Annotated in this window: 20 protein-coding genes and 1 pseudogene; 6 read left to right on the forward strand and 15 right to left on the reverse strand. The window is 70.8% G+C overall.

Annotated features, from left to right (window positions below; genetic code table 11):
- Window positions 1–8: 8 nt before the first annotated feature.
- On the forward strand, window positions 9–1,595 hold the full coding sequence (locus tag V5E28_RS06225) for a PucR family transcriptional regulator (RefSeq protein WP_336205400.1): 1,587 nt from the start codon (window positions 9–11) through the stop codon (window positions 1,593–1,595).
- A gap of 494 nt (window positions 1,596–2,089) precedes the next feature.
- On the opposite strand, the gene menC is transcribed toward V5E28_RS06225, so the two are convergent.
- The 9 genes from menC to V5E28_RS06270 form a co-directional block, all read right to left on the reverse strand.
- Complete coding sequence (menC, locus tag V5E28_RS06230) at window positions 2,090–3,190, reverse strand: o-succinylbenzoate synthase (protein WP_336205401.1); 1,101 nt, start codon at window positions 3,188–3,190, stop codon at window positions 2,090–2,092.
- A complete protein-coding gene (locus V5E28_RS06235) occupies window positions 3,187–3,954 on the reverse strand; it encodes a GNAT family N-acetyltransferase (RefSeq protein WP_336205402.1) in 768 nt (255 codons plus the stop codon). Before V5E28_RS06235 ends, menC begins: the two co-directional genes overlap by 4 nt.
- A 109-nt stretch (window positions 3,955–4,063) precedes the next feature.
- Complete coding sequence (locus tag V5E28_RS06240; protein WP_336205403.1) at window positions 4,064–4,591, reverse strand: acyclic terpene utilization AtuA family protein; 528 nt, start codon at window positions 4,589–4,591, stop codon at window positions 4,064–4,066.
- Between the two features lie 78 nt (window positions 4,592–4,669).
- Window positions 4,670–5,665 (reverse strand): M24 family metallopeptidase, encoded by a 996-nt coding sequence (locus tag V5E28_RS06245; RefSeq protein WP_336205404.1) that lies wholly within the window; start codon window positions 5,663–5,665, stop codon window positions 4,670–4,672.
- Window positions 5,662–6,585: an ABC transporter ATP-binding protein gene (locus tag V5E28_RS06250; RefSeq protein WP_336205405.1), complete on the reverse strand. Its 924-nt coding sequence runs from the start codon at window positions 6,583–6,585 to the stop codon at window positions 5,662–5,664. The genes V5E28_RS06245 and V5E28_RS06250 overlap by 4 nt, the downstream gene beginning before the upstream one ends.
- Window positions 6,582–7,367, reverse strand: a complete 786-nt coding sequence (locus V5E28_RS06255; protein WP_336205406.1) for an ABC transporter ATP-binding protein — start codon at window positions 7,365–7,367, stop codon at window positions 6,582–6,584. The genes V5E28_RS06250 and V5E28_RS06255 overlap by 4 nt, the downstream gene beginning before the upstream one ends.
- Window positions 7,364–8,239 carry an ABC transporter permease gene (locus V5E28_RS06260; protein ID WP_336205407.1) on the reverse strand — a complete coding sequence of 292 codons (876 nt, stop codon included), beginning with the start codon at window positions 8,237–8,239 and terminating at the stop codon, window positions 7,364–7,366. Before V5E28_RS06260 ends, V5E28_RS06255 begins: the two co-directional genes overlap by 4 nt.
- Entirely contained in the window at window positions 8,236–9,327 is a 1,092-nt protein-coding gene (locus tag V5E28_RS06265; protein ID WP_336205408.1) for an ABC transporter permease, read from the reverse strand. Before V5E28_RS06265 ends, V5E28_RS06260 begins: the two co-directional genes overlap by 4 nt.
- 4 nt (window positions 9,328–9,331) lie before the next feature.
- Window positions 9,332–10,906 carry an ABC transporter substrate-binding protein gene (locus V5E28_RS06270; protein ID WP_336205409.1) on the reverse strand — a complete coding sequence of 525 codons (1,575 nt, stop codon included), beginning with the start codon at window positions 10,904–10,906 and terminating at the stop codon, window positions 9,332–9,334.
- 108 nt (window positions 10,907–11,014) lie between these two features.
- Between V5E28_RS06270 and V5E28_RS06275 the strand changes: the two genes are divergently transcribed.
- Complete coding sequence (locus tag V5E28_RS06275; RefSeq protein ID WP_336205410.1) at window positions 11,015–11,653, forward strand: Lrp/AsnC family transcriptional regulator; 639 nt, start codon at window positions 11,015–11,017, stop codon at window positions 11,651–11,653.
- Between the two features lie 43 nt (window positions 11,654–11,696).
- Here V5E28_RS06275 and V5E28_RS06280 read toward each other — a convergent pair whose 3' ends face one another.
- Window positions 11,697–12,041, reverse strand: coding sequence for a hypothetical protein (locus V5E28_RS06280; protein ID WP_336205411.1), 345 nt, complete (start codon window positions 12,039–12,041; stop codon window positions 11,697–11,699).
- A gap of 205 nt (window positions 12,042–12,246) precedes the next feature.
- On the opposite strand from V5E28_RS06280, the gene V5E28_RS06285 reads away from it, so the two are divergent.
- The 3 genes from V5E28_RS06285 to V5E28_RS06295 are packed head-to-tail and all read left to right on the forward strand — an operon-like array spanning window position 12,247 to window position 14,327.
- Window positions 12,247–13,041, forward strand: coding sequence for a bestrophin-like domain (locus V5E28_RS06285; RefSeq protein ID WP_336205412.1), 795 nt, complete (start codon window positions 12,247–12,249; stop codon window positions 13,039–13,041).
- A gap of 2 nt (window positions 13,042–13,043) precedes the next feature.
- Window positions 13,044–13,694 carry a hypothetical protein gene (locus V5E28_RS06290; protein WP_336205413.1) on the forward strand — a complete coding sequence of 217 codons (651 nt, stop codon included), beginning with the start codon at window positions 13,044–13,046 and terminating at the stop codon, window positions 13,692–13,694.
- A 42-nt stretch (window positions 13,695–13,736) separates the two neighbouring features.
- Entirely contained in the window at window positions 13,737–14,327 is a 591-nt protein-coding gene (locus V5E28_RS06295; protein WP_336205414.1) for a DUF4291 domain-containing protein, read from the forward strand.
- A gap of 78 nt (window positions 14,328–14,405) precedes the next feature.
- On the opposite strand, the pseudogene V5E28_RS49440 reads toward V5E28_RS06295, so the two are convergent.
- From V5E28_RS49440 to V5E28_RS06315, 5 genes and pseudogenes are all read right to left on the reverse strand, one after another.
- Window positions 14,406–14,537: pseudogene (locus V5E28_RS49440) on the reverse strand (hypothetical protein); the annotation flags it as partial.
- Window positions 14,497–14,709 carry a hypothetical protein gene (locus V5E28_RS06300; protein WP_336205415.1) on the reverse strand — a complete coding sequence of 71 codons (213 nt, stop codon included), beginning with the start codon at window positions 14,707–14,709 and terminating at the stop codon, window positions 14,497–14,499. The gene V5E28_RS06300 and the pseudogene V5E28_RS49440, both read right to left, overlap by 41 nt.
- 23 nt (window positions 14,710–14,732) lie before the next feature.
- The gene (locus tag V5E28_RS06305) at window positions 14,733–15,482 is read right to left on the reverse strand and encodes an alpha/beta fold hydrolase (RefSeq protein WP_336205416.1); all 750 of its coding nucleotides are present in this window, start codon (window positions 15,480–15,482) and stop codon (window positions 14,733–14,735) included.
- Window positions 15,449–15,571 carry a hypothetical protein gene (locus tag V5E28_RS06310; protein WP_336205417.1) on the reverse strand — a complete coding sequence of 41 codons (123 nt, stop codon included), beginning with the start codon at window positions 15,569–15,571 and terminating at the stop codon, window positions 15,449–15,451. The genes V5E28_RS06305 and V5E28_RS06310 overlap by 34 nt, the downstream gene beginning before the upstream one ends.
- A 107-nt stretch (window positions 15,572–15,678) precedes the next feature.
- On the reverse strand, window positions 15,679–16,512 hold the full coding sequence (locus V5E28_RS06315; protein WP_336205418.1) for an MBL fold metallo-hydrolase: 834 nt from the start codon (window positions 16,510–16,512) through the stop codon (window positions 15,679–15,681).
- Window positions 16,513–17,115: 603 nt separating this feature from the next.
- Between V5E28_RS06315 and V5E28_RS06320 the strand changes: the two genes are divergently transcribed.
- Window positions 17,116–20,653: LamG-like jellyroll fold domain-containing protein (locus V5E28_RS06320; RefSeq protein WP_336205419.1), on the forward strand; the 3,538-nt coding region annotated here is incomplete at its 3' end.

The following is a 20,653-nucleotide window of genomic DNA, read 5'->3' on the forward strand; positions in this document are numbered from 1 at the left end:
GTGAGTGGATGAGCAGCCGCCCACGCGCCAGCCTGGGGCGTATCCTGCACGACCTGGGCAGCACGGTGCTCGACGTGGCCGTCTCGCCCGGCGCGCTCGACGCCGAGGTCAGCGGGGTGCACATCCACGACCCGCTCGACGAGCAGCCGGTGCCGCCGGGCGGCATCGTGCTCGCCGTCGGGATCCACCGCGCCGGGGACATCCGCGCCCTGCTGGAGTCGGCGGGCCAGGCCGCCGGCGTCGTGGTGAAGGTGCCCGTCGACGCGGACGAGCACGTGCGTGCGGCGGTCGCGGAGACCGGGGTGGCCGTGCTCGGCCTGACCAGGGCCGCCTCCTGGTCGCAGATCGCCGCCCTGCTGCGCTCGCTCATGGCCGAGGGCGAGCTGGCCGAGCCGGGGGAGGAGCCGCACGGCGACCTGTTCTCCCTCGCCAACGCCGTCTGCGCGCTGCTCGACGCGCCGGTCACCATCGAGGACAGGTCCTCGATGGTGCTGGCCTACTCCGGGCGCCAGGAGGAGGCCGACGCCGGCCGGATCGCCACCGTGCTCGGCCGCCAGGTGCCCGAGCGCTACCAGCGCATGCTGGACGAGCGCGGCCTGCTCAAGGAGCTCTACCAGAGCCGCGAGCCCATCTACATGGAGCTGCCCGGCGACAGCATCAACAGGGCCGCCGTCGCCGTGCGCTCGGGGGACGAGATCCTCGGCTCCATCTGGGCCGCCGTCCACGAGCCGCTCACCGAGCAGCGGCACCGCGCGTTCGCCGACGCCGCCAAGGTCGTCGCGCTGCGGCTGCTGCGCGAGCGGGCCGGGGCGGACACCCAGCGGCGGCTACGCGCCGACCTGCTGTCCACGGTGCTCGCGGGCGGCTCCGGCGCGGCGGAGGCGGCGGGCCGGCTCGGCGTCGCCACGCAGCGGCTGTGCGTGCTGGCCGCCCAGCTCACCGACCTGCCCGAGGCCGACCCGGCGCGGGGCGAGAGCGACCGGCAGCGCTTCTGCGACGCGTTCGCCCTGCACGTCGCCACCATCCACCCCAAGGCGGCCGCCGCGCTGGTCGGCTCGGTCGCCTACGCCGTCCTGCCGCTCAACTCCGGCGCCGAGGACGAGGAAGCGCGGGCGGTGCACATCGCCCAGGACTTCTTGGCCAGGGTCGGCCCGCGCCACCCGGCCAACATCGGCGTCGGCCGCCTGGCCGCCAGCCTCGGCCAGGTGGCGAGGTCGCGGGCCGACGCCGACCGGGCACTGCGCGTGCTGCGCGCCCGCGGTACCTCGGGCGCGGCCGCCGGCTACACCACCGTCCACTTCGAGTCGCTGCTGCTGCAGGTCGCCGACGTCGCGGGTGCCGAGGAGCAGACCCCCACCGGCCCCTACCAGCGGCTGCTCGCCCACGACCGGGAGCACGGCAGCGAGCTGGCCGCCACGCTGAGGGCCTACCTCGACGCGTTCGGCGACGTCAACCTCGCCTCGGCACGCGTCCACGTGCACGCCAACACCTTCCGCTACCGGCTCAAGCGGCTCGTCGAGATCAGCGGGCTCGACCTGGCCGACCCCGACGCCAGGCTGACCGTTATGCTGCAGATGCGGATCTTTGGGCCATAGCACCAGATCGGCTGGAACGCACCCCTACACGCGGGCGCTCATCACCTCGCTGCCTGGCATGGATACCGACGGTCGCTCCGTTAGCCAGCATCCCGGGCCGCCAGTCCGCCCCCTCCGAGGTGGGGGAGGGGTGCGCGTTCGCGCCCCGCTGCCCGCTCGCGCGCTGCCCGGCCGAGCGTCCCCCACTGAGCGAGTACGGCGACGCCCACCGGGTCGCCTGCTGGGAGGTCTGTTGACTTCCTCCCCTCCCCGAAGGGAGGGGATTCCCACGGTCGCCCGTGAGGGTTCCTGCTTCACCGCCGGTTGCCCGCACGGTCAGGCCGTCGATCGAGATTCCGTCGGGACCGCTGCCGATCCAGCCTTCCGGATCGCTGTCGATCCCGGTCGGCCTCCACGCCGATTCGACGTCGGCGACGCCCTCCGGATACTTGAGTATCTCGTGCCGGTCAAGAAGCTCCGCGATGATGCTCGCCATTGATTCCTCGAAGCGTCGGTCACAGCGGGATCCACTCCTTGGCCGTGGTGACCTCGTCCAGGATCCCGGGGATCGGCTCCACGCCGATGCCCGGGCCGGTCGGCACGTCCAGGTGGCCGTCGGCCAGCTCGAACGGCTCGGTGATGTCCGTCGCATAGTAGCGGCGCGAGCCCGAGGTGTCGCCCGGCAGGGTGAACCCGGGCAGCGCGGCCAGCGCCACGTTCGCGGCCCGGCCCAGGCCGGTCTCCAGCATGCCGCCGCACCACACCGCGATCCCGTTGGCCCGGCACAGGTCGTGGATGCGCCTGGCCTCCAGGTAGCCGCCGATCCGGCCGGGTTTGATGTTGACGATCGAGCACGAGCCGAGCGCGATCGCGGCCGCCGCGTGCTCGGCCGACTCGATGGACTCGTCCAGGCAGATCGGGGTGCTCAGTTGCGTGGCCAGCTTGGCGTGCTGGACCAGGTCGTCGTTGGCCAGCGGCTGCTCGATCAGCAGCAGGTCGAAGTCGTCCAGCCTGGCCAGGTGGCGGGCGTCCACGAGGGTGTAGGCGGCGTTGGCGTCCACCTGGAGCAGGATGCCGTCGCCGAACCGCTCGCGCACCGCCCTGACCGGCTCCAGGTCCCAGCCGGGCTCGATCTTCAGCTTGATCCGTACATACCCCTCGTCCAGGTAGCCCGCGACCGCGTCGAGGAGCTGCGGGACCGAGTCCATGATGCCGACCGAGACCCCGCACGGCACCCGGTCGCGGGCCGCGCCCAGGAACCGGCCGAACGACTCGCCGGCCGCTCTGAGCTGCGCGTCGAGCACGGCCGTCTCCAGCGCGGCCTTGGCCATCCGGTGCCCCTTGACGTGCTCGAGCGCCCGGCCGACCGACTGGGCGTCCACGTTCGCGGGCAGCGCGGGGAGCAGGAAGCGGCGGATCACCTCCGCCGCGCCGTCCACGTACTCGGAGGAGTAGAGCGGTTCGGACATCGCCACGCACTCGCCCCAGCCTTCGGCGTCCGGCGTCACGACCCGGACCAGGAGCACGTCGCGGGCCGTCTCGGTGCCGAACGAGGTGCGGAACGGCGCGACCAGCGGCATCGCGATCCGGCGCAGCTCAACTCCGGTGATCTTCACGTTCTCTCCACTACATAAAACGATTTGTCATGAAATCCGGTGATCTTTCCCCCGTCGGCCAGCATGCCGCCCAGTATCTCCCGTACGGCATGCCGCCACGCCTTGGCCGTTCCCGGGTCGGCGTGGCGCAACCGCTCGACATCCTCGGGCACCGCCACGAGCACGGCCGGGGCATCGGTGCGAGGGCCGGGAACCGGCCACCCGTCCTCGTCGGCCAGCGCCACCACCGCGCTGGCGGGGACGGCGACCGGCACCGGCCCCCGCCGGACGAGGGCCTCGACGCGCGGCGCGGTGAGCGGCCAGACGGCGAGCACCCGGTCGGACTCGTCACCCTGGTTGATCGCGTCGTCCATGACCCCGTAGAAGGCGGGCAGGTACTCGTGCGGCCGGGCGCCGAGTTTGGCCAGGTTGAAGTGGGCGTTGCGGCGCACCAGCGGGTCGAACGTCCAGGTGACCCGCGCCAGCCCGCGATCGAGCGCCCACTGCCGCTGGTGCAGCTTGAGCGCCAGCCCGGCGCCAGGAGCTCCGGCCACTCCCGTGATGTGCGAGTGCAGTGCCGAGCCCGCCGCGAAGAACGCCACGGACGCCCCCACCATCCGGTCGCCGTCGAAGGCGCCCGCCACGTAGTTGCCCGCGTGCGCCAGAGCCAGCATCAGCTCCACGGTGATCGGCTGCCTGCCCGGATCGAAGTGCCAGATGTTCTCGAACAGCGCCATGACCTGCTCGAACTCCCCGATCTCGTGGAGCTCCCTGATGGCGATCAATGCCGTCGTTCCTCTCGGTGCATCGGATGTCATCGCGACCGTACGCCACGGCGCGCGCGGGGGATTCGTGCCAGACAACCAAGAGGGCGGCCGTCTTCGTCGGAGCCTCCTACGCGCCCGGCTCGACGCGGATCCGCGACGGCCGCTCCTGGGTGAGCCGCACCGCCGCGAGCAGCGCCGCCGCCTCGTCCGGCGGGTGGCGGGCGGTGACGCGGGCCAGCACGTCCGCCACGGTGACGCCGCCGTCCAGCCAGGCGCGGCCGTCGCGGCGGATCTCCAGCACACCCGGCGCGGGCAGCCCCGCCAGCGCCAGGCCCGCCACCGTGGCGCTCGCCAGCGCGCCGGAGTCCGCGACGGTCCAGCCGTAGTGCCAGATGCCCGCGGCGACCACCGGCGCGGCCGGGTCGTCCGGCGCAGCCAGCACCACGTCCAGGCCGCACAGCAGCGCCCGCGCGATCTCCGGAGCACCCCGCACCGCCCGCGTCGCCACCTTCAGGCCGGGCATCTCGGGCACGTTCCCGGTCGCCTCGAAGATCAGCTTGATGCCGGTCTCGAGATGTCCCGGCTGGCCGTCGCGCCATCCGCACGCGACCAGATCCGCCGAGCCGGCGGCGCCCCACGTGCCGATGCGCAGCATGGGGCATGACTACCCTCTGTCGCGATCCATGACACACGGTCGTCCAGTCGGCCGGCGGGCCGCGCCACCGGGACCGGTTCAGCGCTCCAGGACGTGCAGCGCGTCCGGGACCGTGGTCAGCACCGCCGCCTCCGCCCGCGTGCAGACCGCGACGTCCGCCACCCGGGCGCCGAACAGGTCGGGCACGTAGATCGCCGGCTCGACACAGAGGGTCATCCCCGGCTCCAGCACGGTCTCCTCGCCCGGCCGCAGGCGCGGGCCCTCGTCGTGGCCGAGCCCGACGCCCCGGCCGGCGCAGGCCGCCGCGAAGTGACCGTAGCCGCTGCCGTCGATCACGTCCCCGGCGGCCGCGGCCACACCGGCGGCCGGGGCGGAGGGCCGTACCGCGGCCAGGGCCGCGCGCTGCGCGGCGAGCACCACCGAGTACATGGCCTCGAAGTCCTCCGGCGGCTCGGCGACGGCGAAGACGCGCGCCACCTCGGCGCAGTAGCCCTCCCACCGCCCGCACAGCGAGATCGCCAGCGCGTCACCCGGGTTGATCACCCGCCCGCCCGGCGGGTGACCCGGCCGTGCGGTGTGCTCGCCGGCGGCGACCCGCACCGACAGCACCTCCTCGCAGCCCGTCTCCAGCAGCAGCATCCGCAGCCTGCCCGCCATGCCCCGCTCCGTGGCGCCGAACCAGGCCAGCTCCCGCGCCTGGCCCAGCACCGCCTCCACGGCCAGCGCCGCCCGCCCGACGGCATCGATCTCCCGGGGCAGTTTGCGCAGCCTGAGCGGCTCCAGCACGGCGGTGGCCGGTACCAGCTCCGCCTCGATCGCCAGCCCGAACAGCTCGCGCACCCGCATCTCCGGATCCACGCCCACCCGCCGCGCGTCACCTGGCACATGCTGTGCCGGATCACCCGTCTCCGCCACCGCGTCCCTGGTCACCACCAGGAAGCCGTCACCGCTGCCGCCCAGGAACCGGAAGTCGGGCGAGGGGCGCAGCACCAGGGCGTCCACCCCGCCCTCGGCCATGGCCACCCGGACGGCGCCCAGCCTGGCGGCATCCGCGCCCGCCGCCTCCGGACTCACGGCGTGTGGGCGCGGGACGGCTCGTGCAGCCAGCAGGCGACCGGGCCGAAGTCCGGATCCTTGACCCGGCACACGTCCATCACGTGCGGGCAGCGCGGGTTGAACCGGCAGCCCTGCGGCGGGTCGGCCGGGTCGGGCACGTCGCCCGGCAACTCGGCGGGCAGCACGCCCAGCCCGTCGGGTTTGGGAATGGCTCCCAGCAGCGCCTGCGTGTAGGGGTGGCGGGGGTTCGCCCACACCTCGGCCGTGGCGCCGGTCTCGACGATCCGGCCCAGATACATGACCGCGATCCGGTCGGCGATCAGCCGCACGATCGACAGGTCGTGGCTGATGAACAGCAGCCCCGCGCCCGAGTCCACGGCCAGGTCCCGCATGAGGGTGGCCACCTGTGACTGGGCCGAGGCGTCCAGCGCGGAGATCGGCTCGTCCCCGATCAGCAGCCGCGGCCTGGCCGCCAGCGCCCTGGCGATCGCGATGCGCTGCCGCTGGCCGCCGCTGAACTCGTGCGGATGCCGACCGGCGAAGTCGCGCGGCAGGCCGACGCGCTCCAGCAGGTCGGCCGGCTTGGTGACGGTGTCGCCCGAGGTGCGCAGGCCGTCGGCGATCTGGTCGCCCACCCGGCGGCGCGGGTTCAGCGACGCGTACGGGTCCTGGAACACCATCTGGATGCCGGTCAGCTTCCTGCGCCGCAGGCCGAGCGGCGTCACCGGCTCGCCGTCGAAGGCGATGCGCCCCTCGGTGACCGAGTTCAGCCCGCAGACGGCGCGGGCCAGGGTGGACTTGCCGCAGCCGGACTCGCCGACGAGGCCGACGACCTCGCCCGCGTTCACCTCCAGGCTGGCTCCCGCCACCGCCCTGACGACGGGACGGCCGGGGGAGCGGTGCTCGACGACCAGGTCGTCGACGGTCAGCAGGCTCATCGAACCCCCTCATCAGTACTGCTGTCGGGCAGGGAGTCCAGCAGCGAGCGGGTGTAGGCGTGCGCGGGCTCGCGCAGCACCCGGCCGCGCGGGCCGGTCTCCACGACCAGCCCGTCCTTCATCACGCTCACCTCGTCCGCCACCGCCGACATCACGCCCAGATCGTGCGTGACGAGCAGCACGGCCAGGCCGAGCTCGTCGCACAGGCCGCGCAGCAACCGCAGCACACCCGCCTGTACGGTCACGTCCAGCGCGGTCGTCGGCTCGTCGGCGATCAGCACCTTCGGGGAGCAGGCGAGCGCGATCGCGATGGCGATGCGCTGCCGCATGCCGCCGGAGAACTGGTGCGGGTAGCGCCCGTAGGCCTCCTGCGCGCCCGGGATGCGCACCTTGCCCAGCAGCTCCACCGCCCTGGCCCTGGCTTCCCCCTTGCCCACGCCCAGGTGGTGGCGCATGTGCTCGGTGAGCTGCCTGCCGATCGTGAGCATCGGGTGCAGGCTCGTCGCCGGGTCCTGGAACACCATGGCGACCTCGCCGCCGCGCACCCGGTTGAGCTCCTTGTGCGGCAGCGTGAGCAGCTCGCGCCCGCCGAGCGCGACGCTCCCGGTCACGCGCGCGCCGTGCGGCAGCAGCCCGAGCACGGCCAGCCCGGTCATGGTCTTGCCCGACCCGCTCTCGCCGGCCAGGCCGTGCACCCTGCCCTCCTGGAGCGACAGGTCCACGCCGCGCAGGATGTCCTTGCCACCGATGGACACCTTCAGGTCCGTGATGGTCAGCGTCACAGCGCACGCTCCTTGATGGCGCGGGCCGTACGCGGATCCAGCGCGTCCCGCAGCGTGTCTCCCAGGAAGTTGAACGCCAGCACCACGGTCAGGATCGCCAGGCCCGGGAAGGTCGCCACCCACCAGCTGTCGAACACCTCCACGCCCGACGACACCATCGCGCCCCACTCCGGGGACGGCGGCTTGGCGCCCAGTCCCAGGAACGACAGGCCCGACAGCAGCAGCAGCGCGGTGCCGATGTCCAGGGTGGCGAGCACGAGGATCGGGCCGGTCACGTTCGGCAGCACGTCCACGCGCAGCGACCGCCACGCGGAGAAGCCCAGCAGCCGCCCGCTCAGCACGAACTCGCGCTCCCGCACGCCCAGCACCAGCCCCCGCGTGACACGGGCGTACGCGGGCCAGGCCACCACGAGCACGGCCAGCACCGCGTTGGTCAGGCTGGCCCCGAGCGCTGCGGCCACCACCATGGCAAGGATCACGGTCGGGAACGCGAACACCAGGTCCGCTACCCGCATGATCGTCTCATCCACCCATTTACCGAAATATCCGGCGCAGGCGCCGAGTAGGCCGCCGATCAGCACCGACAGAGCCACCAGCATCACGGTCAGCGGGATCGACACCCGCGCGCCGTACATGACCCTGCTCAGGATGTCGCGGCCGAGCTGGTCGGTCCCGAACCAGTGCCCGGGGCCGGGCGCGGCCAGCCGCGGCAGGTCCTGGGCCAGCGGGTCGTGCGGCGCCAGCACGGGCGCGGCCACCGCGACCACCAGCCAGACGATCGCGATCACGACGCCGACGACGGCCAGCGGCTGCCGCCACGCCTCCGGCAGCCGCCTCAGCAGGCCCTTGCGGGCCAGGGGATCCCGTTTCACTGGAGCCTCACTCGCGGGTCGATCACGCCGTACAGCACGTCCACGATCAGGTTGATGGCGAGATAGACCACGCCCACCACCAGGCCGACGCCCATGACGGCGGGCAGGTCCAGGCTGGTGGCGCTCTTGTAGGCGTACTGGCCGATACCGGGCCAGGCGAAGATCGCCTCCACCAGCACGGTGCCGGACAGCAGGCTGCCGAACGCCAGGCCCGCCACCGTGATGATCGGCACCAGCGCCGAGCGCAGCACGTAGCGCAGCAGGATCGTCCTGCCGGGCAGCCCCTTGGCCCGGGCCGCCCGCACGTAGTCCTGGCCGAGCACCTCCAGCACCGCCGAGCGGGTGAAGCGGGTCAGCAGGCCGATCGTGTAGAGCGCCAGCACCAGGGCCGGCGTGATCAGGTGGCCGACGGCCGAGGTGAAGATGTCCCATCGGCCCGCCAGCAGCGCGTCCACCGTCTGCAACCCCGTCACGCCCGGAGGCGCGCCCAGCGCGGGATCGACCCGGCCGCTGCCCGGCGTGATCTGCAGCCGGTAGAAGAACACGTAGAACGCCACCAGCGCCAGCCAGAACGTCGGCACCGAGATGCCGACCAGGCTCAGCACGCGCAGCACGTGATCCGAGAGCCTGTCCCTGCGCAGCGCGGCCACCACGCCGAACGCCACGCCGAGCACCAGCGAGACCAGGATGGCCGCGCCCGCCAGCTCCAGCGTGGCGGGCACGTACTCGGCCAGGTCCTCGCTGACCGGGCGGTGGCTCTGCTGGCTCATCCCGAGGTCGCCCTGGACGACGCCCTGCAGGTGCAGCACGTACTGCTCCCACAGCGGCTTGTCCAGGCCGTGCTCGGCGCGCCACTGCGCCACGATGGCCGGGTCCCCGAGGGCTCGCTGGCCCAGGTTCGCCGCCACCGGGTCGCCGGGCACCAGGTTCGTCAGCACGAACGTCACCAGCGTGATCCCCCAGGCCAGCAGGACCGCCATGAGGATCCGCCGGATCAGGAACCTGGCCAGCGGCGGCAGCCCGCGCCGCCTGGGGCGGGGGCGCGGCGGCGGCACCGCCGCCGCGCCTGCTTCGTCCTTCTCGGACACGTGCTTACTTCGCGCCCAGGTCGGCCACGTCGACCGTCCAGACCGGGTGATACTCCAGTCCCGTCACCGAGGCGGCCGTCACGATGTTCTGGCTCGGCTGGATGAGCGGGATGAACGGCCCGGAGGCGTTGAGCTTGGTCTGCACGTCGAAGTAGGCCTCCTTGCGGGCCTCGTCGCCGATCGCGGTCGCGGCCTTCTCGCCCGCCGCCTCGATCTCCTTGGCCGCGCCCGCCTGCCAGCCGGCCCGCTTGCCGACCGTCTGGCCGGGCAGGAACGCCAGGTAGTCGTTGGGGTCCGGGTAGTCAGGGCCCCAGTACCACAGGCCCATCTCCTCCTTGCCGTTGCGGTAGTTGTCCAGCGCCGTCGTCACCGGGGCGGGCTGGAGGTCCACCGTGATGCCGACCTCCTTCAGGTTGGCCTGGACGCGCTCGGCCAGCGGCTGGAAGGACAGGCCGTTCACGGTCAGCTCGGTCGGGTACTCCAGCTTGACCGTCGGGTTCGACAGCCCGCTCGCCGCCAGGGCCGCCTTGGCGCCCTCGACGTCGCGCTTGACCGCCTGGTCCGCCGGCAGCGCGCCGAGCAGCTGCGACGGGATGACGCCCGGCGCCTGCGTCGAGCCCTCACCGGCCAGCTCCAGCAGGCCCGCGTAGTCGACGCCCTTGCGCACCGCCTCCACGAACTTGGCGTTCGGCGTGGTCTTGCTGACCGCGGAGTCCTGGTTGGCCAGCAGGAAGATGACGTTCGCCGAGGCGGTCTTGTCGACCTGCAGCGTCGCGGGCATGTTCGCGACCTGGTCACCGGACAGGTTCAGCGCCACCTGGCTGTCGCCGCGCTGGACGTTCAGCTTCTGCGTGGCCGCCTCGACGTTGCGGATCACGACCTTGTCGTAGGCCGGCTTGGTCCCGTGGTACTTCGGGTTCGCCTTGAGCACGACCTGGCTGCTCACGTTGAACGACTCGATCAGGTACGGTCCGGACCCCGCCGAGTTGGCGTTGAGGTACTGCTCGGCCTTGTCCTGCGCGTCCGCCGTCGCGCCGTTCTGCTTGGCGACGTCACTGTTGAGGATGCCGAGCGCCGGGTTCGGCAGGATGTACGGCAGCGCGGCGTTGGCGTTCTTGGACGTCATCGTGATCGTCGAGTCGTCGGTCTTGGCGATCTCGACGCCGTCGAGCAGGAACGACGGGGTGCCCTTCATGTCGCGCACCCGGGTCAGCGAGAAGACGACGTCGTCCGCGGTGATGGCGGAGCCGTCGGCGAAGGTGGCGCCCTGCTTGAGCTTGAGCGTCAGGACCTTGCCGTCCTCCGAGAGCTCGTAGGACTCGGCCAGCGCGGGGACCGGCTTGGTCACGTCGGCGCCGTCGAAGGTGAGCAATGTCTCGTACGTCGCCTTGCCCACGATCAGACCGGTCGGCTCGTACGTGCGTCCGGGGTCGGCCGTCTTGAGGTCGAAGGACGTGTCGATGACCAGGGTCTTGCCGCCGCTCTGGGCGGCGGGGGCCTGGGTACCGCCGCTTCCGCAGGCGGCGAGGGCGAGTGCACCGGCGAGCAGCACAGCCGCCGTCTGCGAGCGGGTCGCCATGGGTGTCCTCCAGATGGACGGTTGGAACGAAGATGTCCAGGATTGTCAGGCAGAATGTCCAGGCTCCGTACGGTCACCAAGACGGATATAAAGGGGCGTGAGGTAACTATGAGTGAAATTTCCAGAAATGACGGCAGCGGCGGTGTTCAGCCTGGACGGATCGGCATCGGTCTGGAGCTGGACGCCACCCATATGAAGATCCTCGAGGTCCTGCGGGAGAACGGCAGGATCTCGGTCGCGGCACTGGCCGAGCGGGTGGGCATCTCCCGGGCGAACGCCTACACCCGGTTCGAGGCGTTGCGGGCCGACGGGGCGATCAAACGGTTCACCGCCGAGATCGACCCCGTCAGGACCGGGCTCGGCATCACCGCGCTGATCTTCGTGACGGTGCGGCAGCAGATGTGGAAGCAGTTCAGGGCCGAACTGGCGAGGATGCCGGAGGTCGAGTACTGCGCGATCACCACCGGTCAGCACGACGCGATGATCCTGGTCCGGATGGGCGACGTCGCCGAGGTGCACGCCATGGTGACCGAACGGCTGGCCAACATCCCCGCGGTGAAGGCCACCGAGACCGTGTTCATCCTGGACGAGGTGCTCAAGCGGCCGTACGTGCTGCCGAGCGACCGCGAGAAGGCCCGGCCCGCCCGCCGCCCCGCGCAGGAGGCGCAGGGCGGAGAGGTGCCGCTCGGCAAGATGCGGTTCGTCGGCGCGGCCGAGGGCCGGGCGGCCCTGCAGAAGGACACCTGACCGGGATCCCCGGCCTGCCCGGGCCGGGACCCGGGCGGCAGCCTCAGGCGGTGACGACCTCGGTGCACACGCTCACGTGCCGGGTCTCGTCGCCCGCGAACTGGAACTCCTCCACCAGGCGCAGCCTGCCGTCGGCCTCGGTCTCCAGGCGGCTGTTGCTCTGGCCGCCCGCCTTGCCGCCGGCCTTCAGCGCGTGCGCGTACGAGATGCTGACCTGGTCGCCGTCCCGGGTGCCGACGAAGCGGCCGTGGGTCACGGTGTCGCCGGTGTATTCGCCCCACACGACGCCGTCGGCCTCCCAGTAGAGGAACTCGGTGGGCCGCTCCGGGTCCACCGCGCTCGCCGTCGAGCTCACCATCACGAATCTGCGGCCGTTGAGAAGGTTCACGGTGCCCATGGTCGCGAGGTCACGACGGCGAGCGCTGCCCGGCTGGACGGATCGCCGCCCCGGCGCCGGGCTCGCCGGCGATCCGTCCAGCGGCCCCCTCCGGCCGGCCCGCCCAGCGGCACGACGGTCCATCGGACTTTGCCGCAGCTTTCCCTCCTTGGCGCGCGCGTCATGATTGCGTATTGTGATATTCATCTAACGCTACGTGTTCTACGTGCTGGGGGAGATCTTCATGCTGGCGTACGTGTTCTCGGTCCTCGCGGCGGTGGGCGTGGTGGCGATCGCGGCCCTGTCGTTCAGGCTGGCGGGCAAGGGCAGCGACGACCACGCGGCGGACGGGCCGTCGGCGGGCCACGCGGGGGCGATGCTGTCGGCGCTGTTCCTGCTGGTCTTCGCCATCGCCATCATCGTGCCGTGGACCACGGCCGACGCAGCCAGGCAGAACACGCACGCCGAGAGCCGGGCCGCCATCGACGCCTACTGGGCGGCCGCGGACCTGCCCGCCGACGCCGTCGCCCCGGTCCGCACCGGGCTGCGCGACTACGTCACGTTCGTGGTCAAGGACGAATGGCCCGTCATGGGGCACGGGGAGATGCACGCGGCCGGATCGGCGCGGCTCGACGAGCTGCGCGCCAGGGTCGTCGAGCTCGACGGCGGCACCGAAGACCAGCAAGAGGCCAGGGGCGCCGTGCTCGACCGCATCGGGGCCATCTCCGCGGCCCGCGCCCAGCGCGCCTCCGACGCCGCCGCCACCCCCCCCGAGGGGCTGCTGCTGCTGACCATCCTCACCGGCCTGGTGGTCGTCGTCTTCCCGTTCCTGGCCGGGGCCAGGCCGCGCGGGGCGGCGCTGCTGCCGCTGGCGGCGATGGCCGCCATGCTCGGCTTCGGCATCTACCTCACCTGGGACATCTCCTACGCCTTCGCCGGACCGCTGGCCGTGGGGCCCGAGGCGTTCAGCGGCGCGCTGCAGGAGTTCGCCCGGATCGCCGGGGGAGTGTGACCGTGGCTGTCAGGCACACGCCGCTGCTCGCCGCCGTCGCGCTCTTCGCGATCTGCGCCAGCGGCCCCGCGGCGGCCGACCCGCGCCCGCCGCAGGTCGGGGGCGTCCCGCTGCCAGGCGTCCCGGACGTGCGCGCGTCCGTGCGCGGCGTCCCGGACGCCCGGGTGTCGGTGCCCGGGGTGTCGGACGCGGGGGTGAAGCTGCCCGGGGTGTCGATCCCGCGCAAGGCGGGGCCCCGGGTGTCGGTGCCGGGCGTCTCCATCGCACGCACCCCCCGGCCCAGAAAGGCCAGGCCGGCGCCGGTGGTGTCGAGGGGCGGCGTGTCGGTGTACGACGACGCGGTCTGCGTGGACGGCCCCGGAGGGAGCGTCCACATCGGCCGGTGCGGGCCGACCTCGTCCCGTCCCGCGAAGACCCGGCGGGCCACCCCCGAAGCGCCGGTCCGCGCCCGGGCGTCGGCCCCGGTCCGGACGACCCCGACCCCCACGCCCACGCCCACGCCCACGCCCACGGTGACGGAGGCTCGCGCCTACGTGCCACGCCCCACCGTGCCGCCCCGGCGCCCGAATCCGCTGGCCACCGTGCTGATCATGGTCGTGCTGACGACGGTGATCGCCTCCACCACGGCCGTCGCGTTCGGCGCCATCCGATAATCAGGTTGCCGAGCGGAGCCGCTGTTCGCCACGCTGATCGGCATGAACGTGCCCCACCGGCAGATCCGTGCCGCCTACGGCGAGGAGTCCATCACCGTCTACCAGGCCTACGACCCGGCCATCGCCCAGCCGGCGGTCGCCGCGCAGCGGTTCGTCGCGCCGTTCAAGCGGGAGCGGATGACCTGGGTCAAACCCTCGTTCCTCTGGATGATGTACCGCTGCGGCTGGGCCACCAAGCCCGGCCAGACCCGCGTCCTCGCCATCGACCTCACCCACGAGGGCTTCACCTGGGCCCTGGCCCACTCCTGCCTCAGTCACCCTGACGCGGGCGCCGATCGCGAGGCGTGGGCCGAACGCCTCCGGCACAGCCCGGTCCGGATCCAGTGGGATCCGGAGCGCGATCCGCACCACGGCGCGCTGCCGCACCGCTCGATCCAGATCGGCCTGTCCGGCGAGGCGGTCACCCGTTACGTCGACGAATGGACCGTGTCCATCACCGATGTCACCGAGCGGGTCCACGACCTCCACGCCGCCCTGCGCGCTCGGCAGGACATCACGGGCATGCTGCCCGCCGAGCGCCCCTATGCGCTGCCCGTCGAGCTGGCGCGGACGGTCGGTGCCACGCCGGCCTGAGGGGCCTCCATCCGGATGAGCCAGCTCGTGACGGAGAACGCGCCGGACCTCCTGCGCCGGGAGCTCGTCCCGGTACGTCGCGGCCTGCAGCGTCAGCCCGTCCACGAACACGTGCAGCCGGCGAGCCTTGGCTTCCAGCCCGGTGTCCTCGAGCTGCTCGCCGATCACCTCAGGCAGGCGCGCCCCGCGGCAGGAGGCGCAGGTCGGCACGCAGATGCTCGACGACCCGGGCGCCCACCCCGCTCGCGACCGCCTCCGCGGCGAACAGGAGCAGACCGTCCTGGCTGTCGAAGTAGTGGCGCAGCCCGCCGAACGCCGCCCCCATCCTGCTGGGCCTGCTCTGACGCCTCCGGGCCGCCGCCCCGGCCCAGGTGGACGTCACCCCCACTGCTCTGACCTTCCGGCTCACAGCCCCTGCCGGGACCGGGACGAGGTGGCGCTCGTCCGGAGCCGGGACAGGAAAGCCAGCGTGCCCTCGGCCGTCGCGGCGGGCATCTCGGCGTGCGGGTAGTGGCCGGCGCCATCCACCAGGTGGACGCGGGCCGGACCGGCCAGCTTGGCGGCACTCAGCGCCGCGTCCGCAGCCGGGTCGGCGAAGTCGCCGTCCCTGGTGCCCATGACGACCAGCGCCGGCTGCGTGACCTCGGCATAGCGGTTCTCGACGCCGGACAGGGACACCTCGATCTGCGCCCGGAGCGGGGCCAGGCGGCCGGGTCCGCGGAGGCCGGCCTTGAGCGCGGCCAGGTAGTCGCCGAAGTCGGCGGGCCTGGCGGTCGGGTAGGACGAGCGCACGAACAGTCCCCACAGCGCCGCACTGCGGCCGACGAGCCGGGAGGCGGCCTTCATCCACGGCTTGATCGGCGCCTCGCCCGAGAAGGTGCCGATGAGCACCAGGGCGGTGATCGCCTCCGGAGCTTCGGCCGCCGCCCAGACGGCCGACGAGCAGCCGATGGAGTGGGCGATCACCATGGCTGGTGTGTCGCCGTTCAGGTGCCGGATGAGGTCGAGCAGGTCGGCCCCGATGGAGGCCGGCGCGTAGTCGGGCCAGCCGGTGCCGGAGGCTCCGTAGCCGCGCACGTCCATGGCCGCCACCCGGTACCCGGCGGCGAGCAGGTGCGGAGTCAGGAGGCGGAAGGTGGCGCCGGTGTCGCCCATCCCGTGGACCAGGACCAGCAGGGGCCGTCGGCCGGGCCCGCCACCTGGTAGGCGATCTGGCCGCCGGCCGTGGTCGTCATCACCGTCATGTTCACTGCTCCTCAATGAGAGCGGCGCTCTCTCGTGGGATCAGTGAACCATCCTTGGAGGCATTACGGCAAGAGCACTGCTCACTGTTTGGCGCAGCGCTCTGGCGCTAGGCGTTCGGGATCGAGCGGCGCGGCGCCGGGCGGCCGGTCAGCTCATGACTCTGGCCGCGCTCCAGATAGACCACCCGGTCGGCCACGCCGGCCTGTTCGACGTGCCGGCGGAAGTCGTCCAGCGGCGACTTGAACACGGTGTAGTCGTCGTAGTGGACCGGCACCACCATGTCCGCGTTCATCAGATCCACCCAGCGGGCGCCCTGCTCGCCGTCCATCGTGACCGTCATCATCCCGAGCAGCCTGGTCCCGCCCAGGTGCACGATCGCCGCGTCGATCTCCGGGAAGCGGCGCGGGATCGCCTTCAGCCAGGGATCCATCAGCGTGTCGCCGCTGACGTACAGGCGCAGGTCGAGCTGCCCCTCCGGGTCGCGGAACTCCAGCATGCTGCCCATGACCGGCGGCAGCAGCGTCTCGGCGATGCCGGGCGCGTGACGGGCCGGCAGGGAGATGATCTTCAGCGTACCGCCGCCGCCACGCATCTCGTGCGCGCGCCACGTCCCCAGCCCCACCGACCGGCCGAATCCCTGATGGCCGAGCCGGCGCGCGGCGTGCGGCGTGGTGATGATCGGTGTGTCCCGGTCCAGCCCTCTGCGGGTGACGCGGTCCCAGTGGTCGCCGTGCATGTGCGACAGCACCACGGCGTCGAGCGCCGGGAGCTCGTCGATCTCCATCGCGGGGTTGGTCAGGCGACGCGAGGTGACGCCCCAGCCGAGGTAGGCGCGCTGGCCGCGGTGCAGGAAGTTCGGGTCGGTTAGCAGGGTGAATCCGTTGTAGCGGATCAGCACGGTGGCGTTCCCGATGAACGTCAGGCTTCCATGACCGGGCATGGCGGCCTCCCTTGAAGCGGCGATTCCCCGGCGTTTCGCCGGGCGTGGAACGGCGATCCCGGCGGTTCACCGGGCCTGCGGAGCTCCGGCTGCTGCGGCTTGACCATGACTTTTGTCCCCCTTCGTCACCTTCTCGACCCATGCCACGAAAGGCGTGACCCAAACCCTCCCGCCCCCGCGAGGTGCCACCCTCGACCGGCTCGGCGGCCGCGCGTCGCTGGCCACGACGTCGTACACGGCGGACAGCGCGGCTCTGTCAGGGAGGCTCGATGCGGACGTCCGTGTGTTGCCAAGGTCTCGGTAGTCCATGTCGTAAAAGGCTCATTCGGTAAGTCACAGTCCGTATGACCGCAATGACCGAAATGGCCTCTTGTTGCATGATCATGCGAGAGTTACGCTGCGTCTGATTGATTACATGCTCCGAGCCGCACAGTCAGGCACCTCGTTACCTGCTGGTGGGTGGAGTGACGTTCGGCGTCCACAGACGCCCCTCGTTGGTTCGGAGTGTGACGGCGTATGCGCCGCTATTTGGCATGGCCTCGTTCTGCTCGCCCGTCGCCGGCGTTGGTTACAGCGGTTCTTGTCGGCTTGTTCCCAGGCTTATTGCTGCTGCAGCCGACACCTGTTAGGGCTGACCTCGCGGATCCGGCTAGCTTCGCCGTCTCTCAAGGCTTGCCGGAGACGCCGAAGCAGGCTTTCGGCACGACGAAGATTCTTCCGCCGCTTACTTCAAGCGAGGAAACGCAGACCGACGTCGACCCGGGCACGCCGAAGAAGGACGTCTACCCGCCCAAGAACGCTCTGCCTCAGGAGCAGCGCACCGACTTGACCCGTCAGGTCAGGACTCCGTTGCGGGACACAGGCGGCACGTCATCACCATCAGCCGTCGCCCTGCTCGCGGCTGACCCACCGTGTGGCAGTGTCCCGGCGTGGCAGCCGAACAGAGCGGTGACAGCCGGCGATCGGGTTGCCTACCAACAGCGCATCTGGCGGGCCAGAGTGAGCACGCTGATCAATATCACACCGCCGCCAGAGGATCCGTTGGGATGGGCTGCGGACGGAACGTGCCCGCTGCCTCCCGCGCCGAAGATCACGTCATTGGCACCGGATAACGCTCTGCAGATGCTGACCACGACACCCACGTTCAGTGCCACGGCAACGACGTGGGCCGGAGGCACAATCAGTTTCGATTTCGAAGTGTGCGACGGCCCATCGATGAACAACTGCACGACGTATGACGACTGCTGCGCCCAGTCCGGCAGCGTGACTGTGCCGGAAGGAGAGCTTGGGTGGGGGCGTCAGTACTGGTGGCGATTGGAGGTCCGTGACGCATCGACGATCGGCGGCCAAGGCGCGTACTCGGAGACACGCAGTTTCGTCGTGGGGGTGCGCCAGCCGACGATCACATCGCAACTGTCCACACCGGGCATCGACGGGCAGGAGTTCCACCAGGCATCCGGCAACTACACCACTACCTTCACCGATGCGCAGGTCGCGGTAGCGGGTCCGTCGCTCGCGGTGGTGCGGTCCTACAACAGCATGGACCCGCGACGCGACGGTGTTTTCGGTGCCGGCTGGTCCTCCCGCTGGGACATGCGCGTGGTCGAGGAGAACATACAAGGCCGTCCCGCCGTGTTGGTGACGTATCCGGACGGACGACAGGTGCGCTTCGCCAAGAATGGGAACGGCGACTACCAGCCACCGCCCGGCATGTTCGCAACGCTTGCCAAGAACGCGGATGGTGGCTGGCGGCTGATGGACAAGTCCTCCACCTCATACAGCTTCAACAGCGCTGGCCAATTGCTGAGAGTGAGGGACCAGCGCGGGCGTAGTCAGGAACTGACGTACGGCAGTGACGGCAAGCTCGCCAAGGCCACCGCGCCTGGCGGCCGCTCTCTGAGCTTCACCTGGTCAGGAGCGCACATTGGGTCGGTGTCCACCGACCCGGTCGACGGCCAAGCGTTGACATGGACCTACACCTACACCGGAGACGTGCTCGAAAAGGTATGCAACCCGGCGCAGGACTGCACCCTCTATGGCCACAACCCGGGATCGCTGTACCGCAGCATGGTCCTGGACTCCGACCCGATGGGCTACTGGCGATTTGGGGAGGCCTCCGGCACCCAGGCCATGGACCTGGGCTGGATCGGTAACGCCTTCTACCGTGGCGGGCAGACCCTGGGACAGCCCGGCGCGCTGGCCGGAACGTCGGACACGGCGGTGGCCATCCCCACATCAGCCTGGCCCGTTATCGACCTGCCTACCGGCATCATTCCGCGCGCGGGCGCCTGGGGCTCGGTTGAGACGTGGTTCAAGACGAGCGCCAGCGGCAACATCATCACCGTTGACGGCACGGGGTCGGCTGCGCTTTACCCGCTGCTGCAGGTGACGGCCGACGGGAAGCTGGCTGCCGGCTATGAGGCCCCATCGCGCATCACCACTGCCGCGTCCGTCAAAGACGGCGCCTGGCATCATGCCGTGCTGACCGCCGAGGGAGACGCGCAAACGCTCTACGTGGACGGCGTGGTCGCTGGGACGTTCGCGGGCGCGATCTCCAACACCGGGCCCCACTACACCGAGGCCATGGGCATCGGTGGCCTGGCCGGCTGTGTTGACGAGGTCGCCGTCTATGATCGCCCGCTGTCAGCAGCCGAGATCGCCCGCCACTACGCCGCGCGCGCCGAGGCCCCCCACAAGCTCACAAAGATCACCCTGCCATCGGGCCGCGTCTGGGCGAGCAACACGTACGACGGCATCACCGACCGGATCAAGACCCACACGGACGACAACGGCGGCACCTGGCAGCTCGGCGACCCTGCCTATGACCGGACGACCGGCCTGTCCACGATCACGGTCACTGATCCGGCCAGTGGCACGCTGACCTCTGTGCATGACGCCTGGCGCGGTTACAGGCTGGTGTCGCAGACCGATCAACTCGGTAAGAAGACGGCCTACCTGTACGACACGGGCGGGTACGTGTCGAAGATCACCGACGCGAACAACAACAGTGTCACACGCTCCAACGACAGCCGTGGCAACGTCCTCGCTACATCCACCTGCCGCAGTGCTGGAAGCTGCCAAACCGCGTGGTCCGAGTTCTACCTCAATAAGAACGACCAATTCGACCAGCGGAACGATCGTCTGGTAAAGGTGCGAGACGCTCGCTCAGCCGACAGAACCAGCAACGTTTACGCCTCCACGTTCAACTACAACGAGTACGGCGAGCAGACAAAGCAGACAACCCCGGCCACGCTCGACTTCCCCGATGGACGTTCCGTCACGCTCGTGTATACAGACGGCACGGAAGCGGCGGTCGGTGGCGGTGTCACGCCGGCGGGGTTGGTGAAGACCCACACCGACGCCAATGGCAACACGACCTTGCTGCGTCACACCGCTGCGGGTGACCTTGCTGAGCAGACCGAGCCGGCAGGACTGGTGTCCACTTTCGAGTACGACACCCTGGGCAGGAAGATCGCCCAGACGCAGGTCTCCGAAGCCGAGCCCAGCGGTGTGAGAACCACCTACACCTATGACGAACGGGGGTGGCTCACCACCCAGAACGCTCCAGGGGTGAAGAACCAGATCACCGACGTCACGCATACCGCGAGGACGAGCTACATCTATGATCCGGATGGCAACCTGCTTACCGAAACGGTTGCAGATCTAACTGGTGGTGACACCGAACGGCTGACCAGCTATACCTACGACGGCTTCGGCCGTCAGGAGACGGCCACGGATCCTGCGGGCGGGGTCGTACGTGCCAGCTGGGACAAGTTCGGGCTGCAAACCTCTCTAACTGACGAGCTCGGGGCGGTGTTCGGCTACGCCTACACCAAGCGTGGCGAGCTCGCCACGCGCACGTTGAAGAACTGGACGGGCAGCCCGGTCAGCCCTCAGGCAGCTACAGAGATAGTGCTGGAGTCGCTGTCGTACGACCCGGCAGGGCGGCTCTCCGCTCGGACGGATGCGATGGGACGCAAGACGTCCTTCAGCTACTACGACGATGACCTGCTTTCGAAGGTGATCGCTGACGACGTCAAGCTCAACGGTTCCGCCACGGCCCAGGACGTGGTGCTCGAATCTGTAACCTATGACGCCGCGGGCAACCTGAAGCGGGAATTAAGGGGCGGCGGCACCACCA

This window comes from Nonomuraea sp. LPB2021202275-12-8 (genome assembly GCF_037044575.1).
GTDB lineage: Bacteria > Actinomycetota > Actinomycetes > Streptosporangiales > Streptosporangiaceae > Nonomuraea.

Coding starts and splice junctions, on each gene's coding strand:
- V5E28_RS06225 (WP_336205400.1), top strand. CDS start 9: ATGAGCAGCCGCCCACGCGCCAGCCTGGGGCGTATCCTGCACGACCTG.
- V5E28_RS06240 (WP_336205403.1), bottom strand. CDS start 4,591: ATGCTGCGCATCGGCACGTGGGGCGCCGCCGGCTCGGCGGATCTGGTC.
- V5E28_RS06250 (WP_336205405.1), bottom strand. CDS start 6,585: ATGAGCCTGCTGACCGTCGACGACCTGGTCGTCGAGCACCGCTCCCCC.
- V5E28_RS06270 (WP_336205409.1), bottom strand. CDS start 10,906: ATGGCGACCCGCTCGCAGACGGCGGCTGTGCTGCTCGCCGGTGCACTC.
- V5E28_RS06275 (WP_336205410.1), top strand. CDS start 11,015: ATGAGTGAAATTTCCAGAAATGACGGCAGCGGCGGTGTTCAGCCTGGA.
- V5E28_RS06295 (WP_336205414.1), top strand. CDS start 13,737: ATGAACGTGCCCCACCGGCAGATCCGTGCCGCCTACGGCGAGGAGTCC.
- V5E28_RS06305 (WP_336205416.1), bottom strand. CDS start 15,482: ATGGGCGACACCGGCGCCACCTTCCGCCTCCTGACTCCGCACCTGCTC.
- V5E28_RS06310 (WP_336205417.1), bottom strand. CDS start 15,571: ATGACGGTGATGACGACCACGGCCGGCGGCCAGATCGCCTACCAGGTG.
- V5E28_RS06315 (WP_336205418.1), bottom strand. CDS start 16,512: ATGCCCGGTCATGGAAGCCTGACGTTCATCGGGAACGCCACCGTGCTG.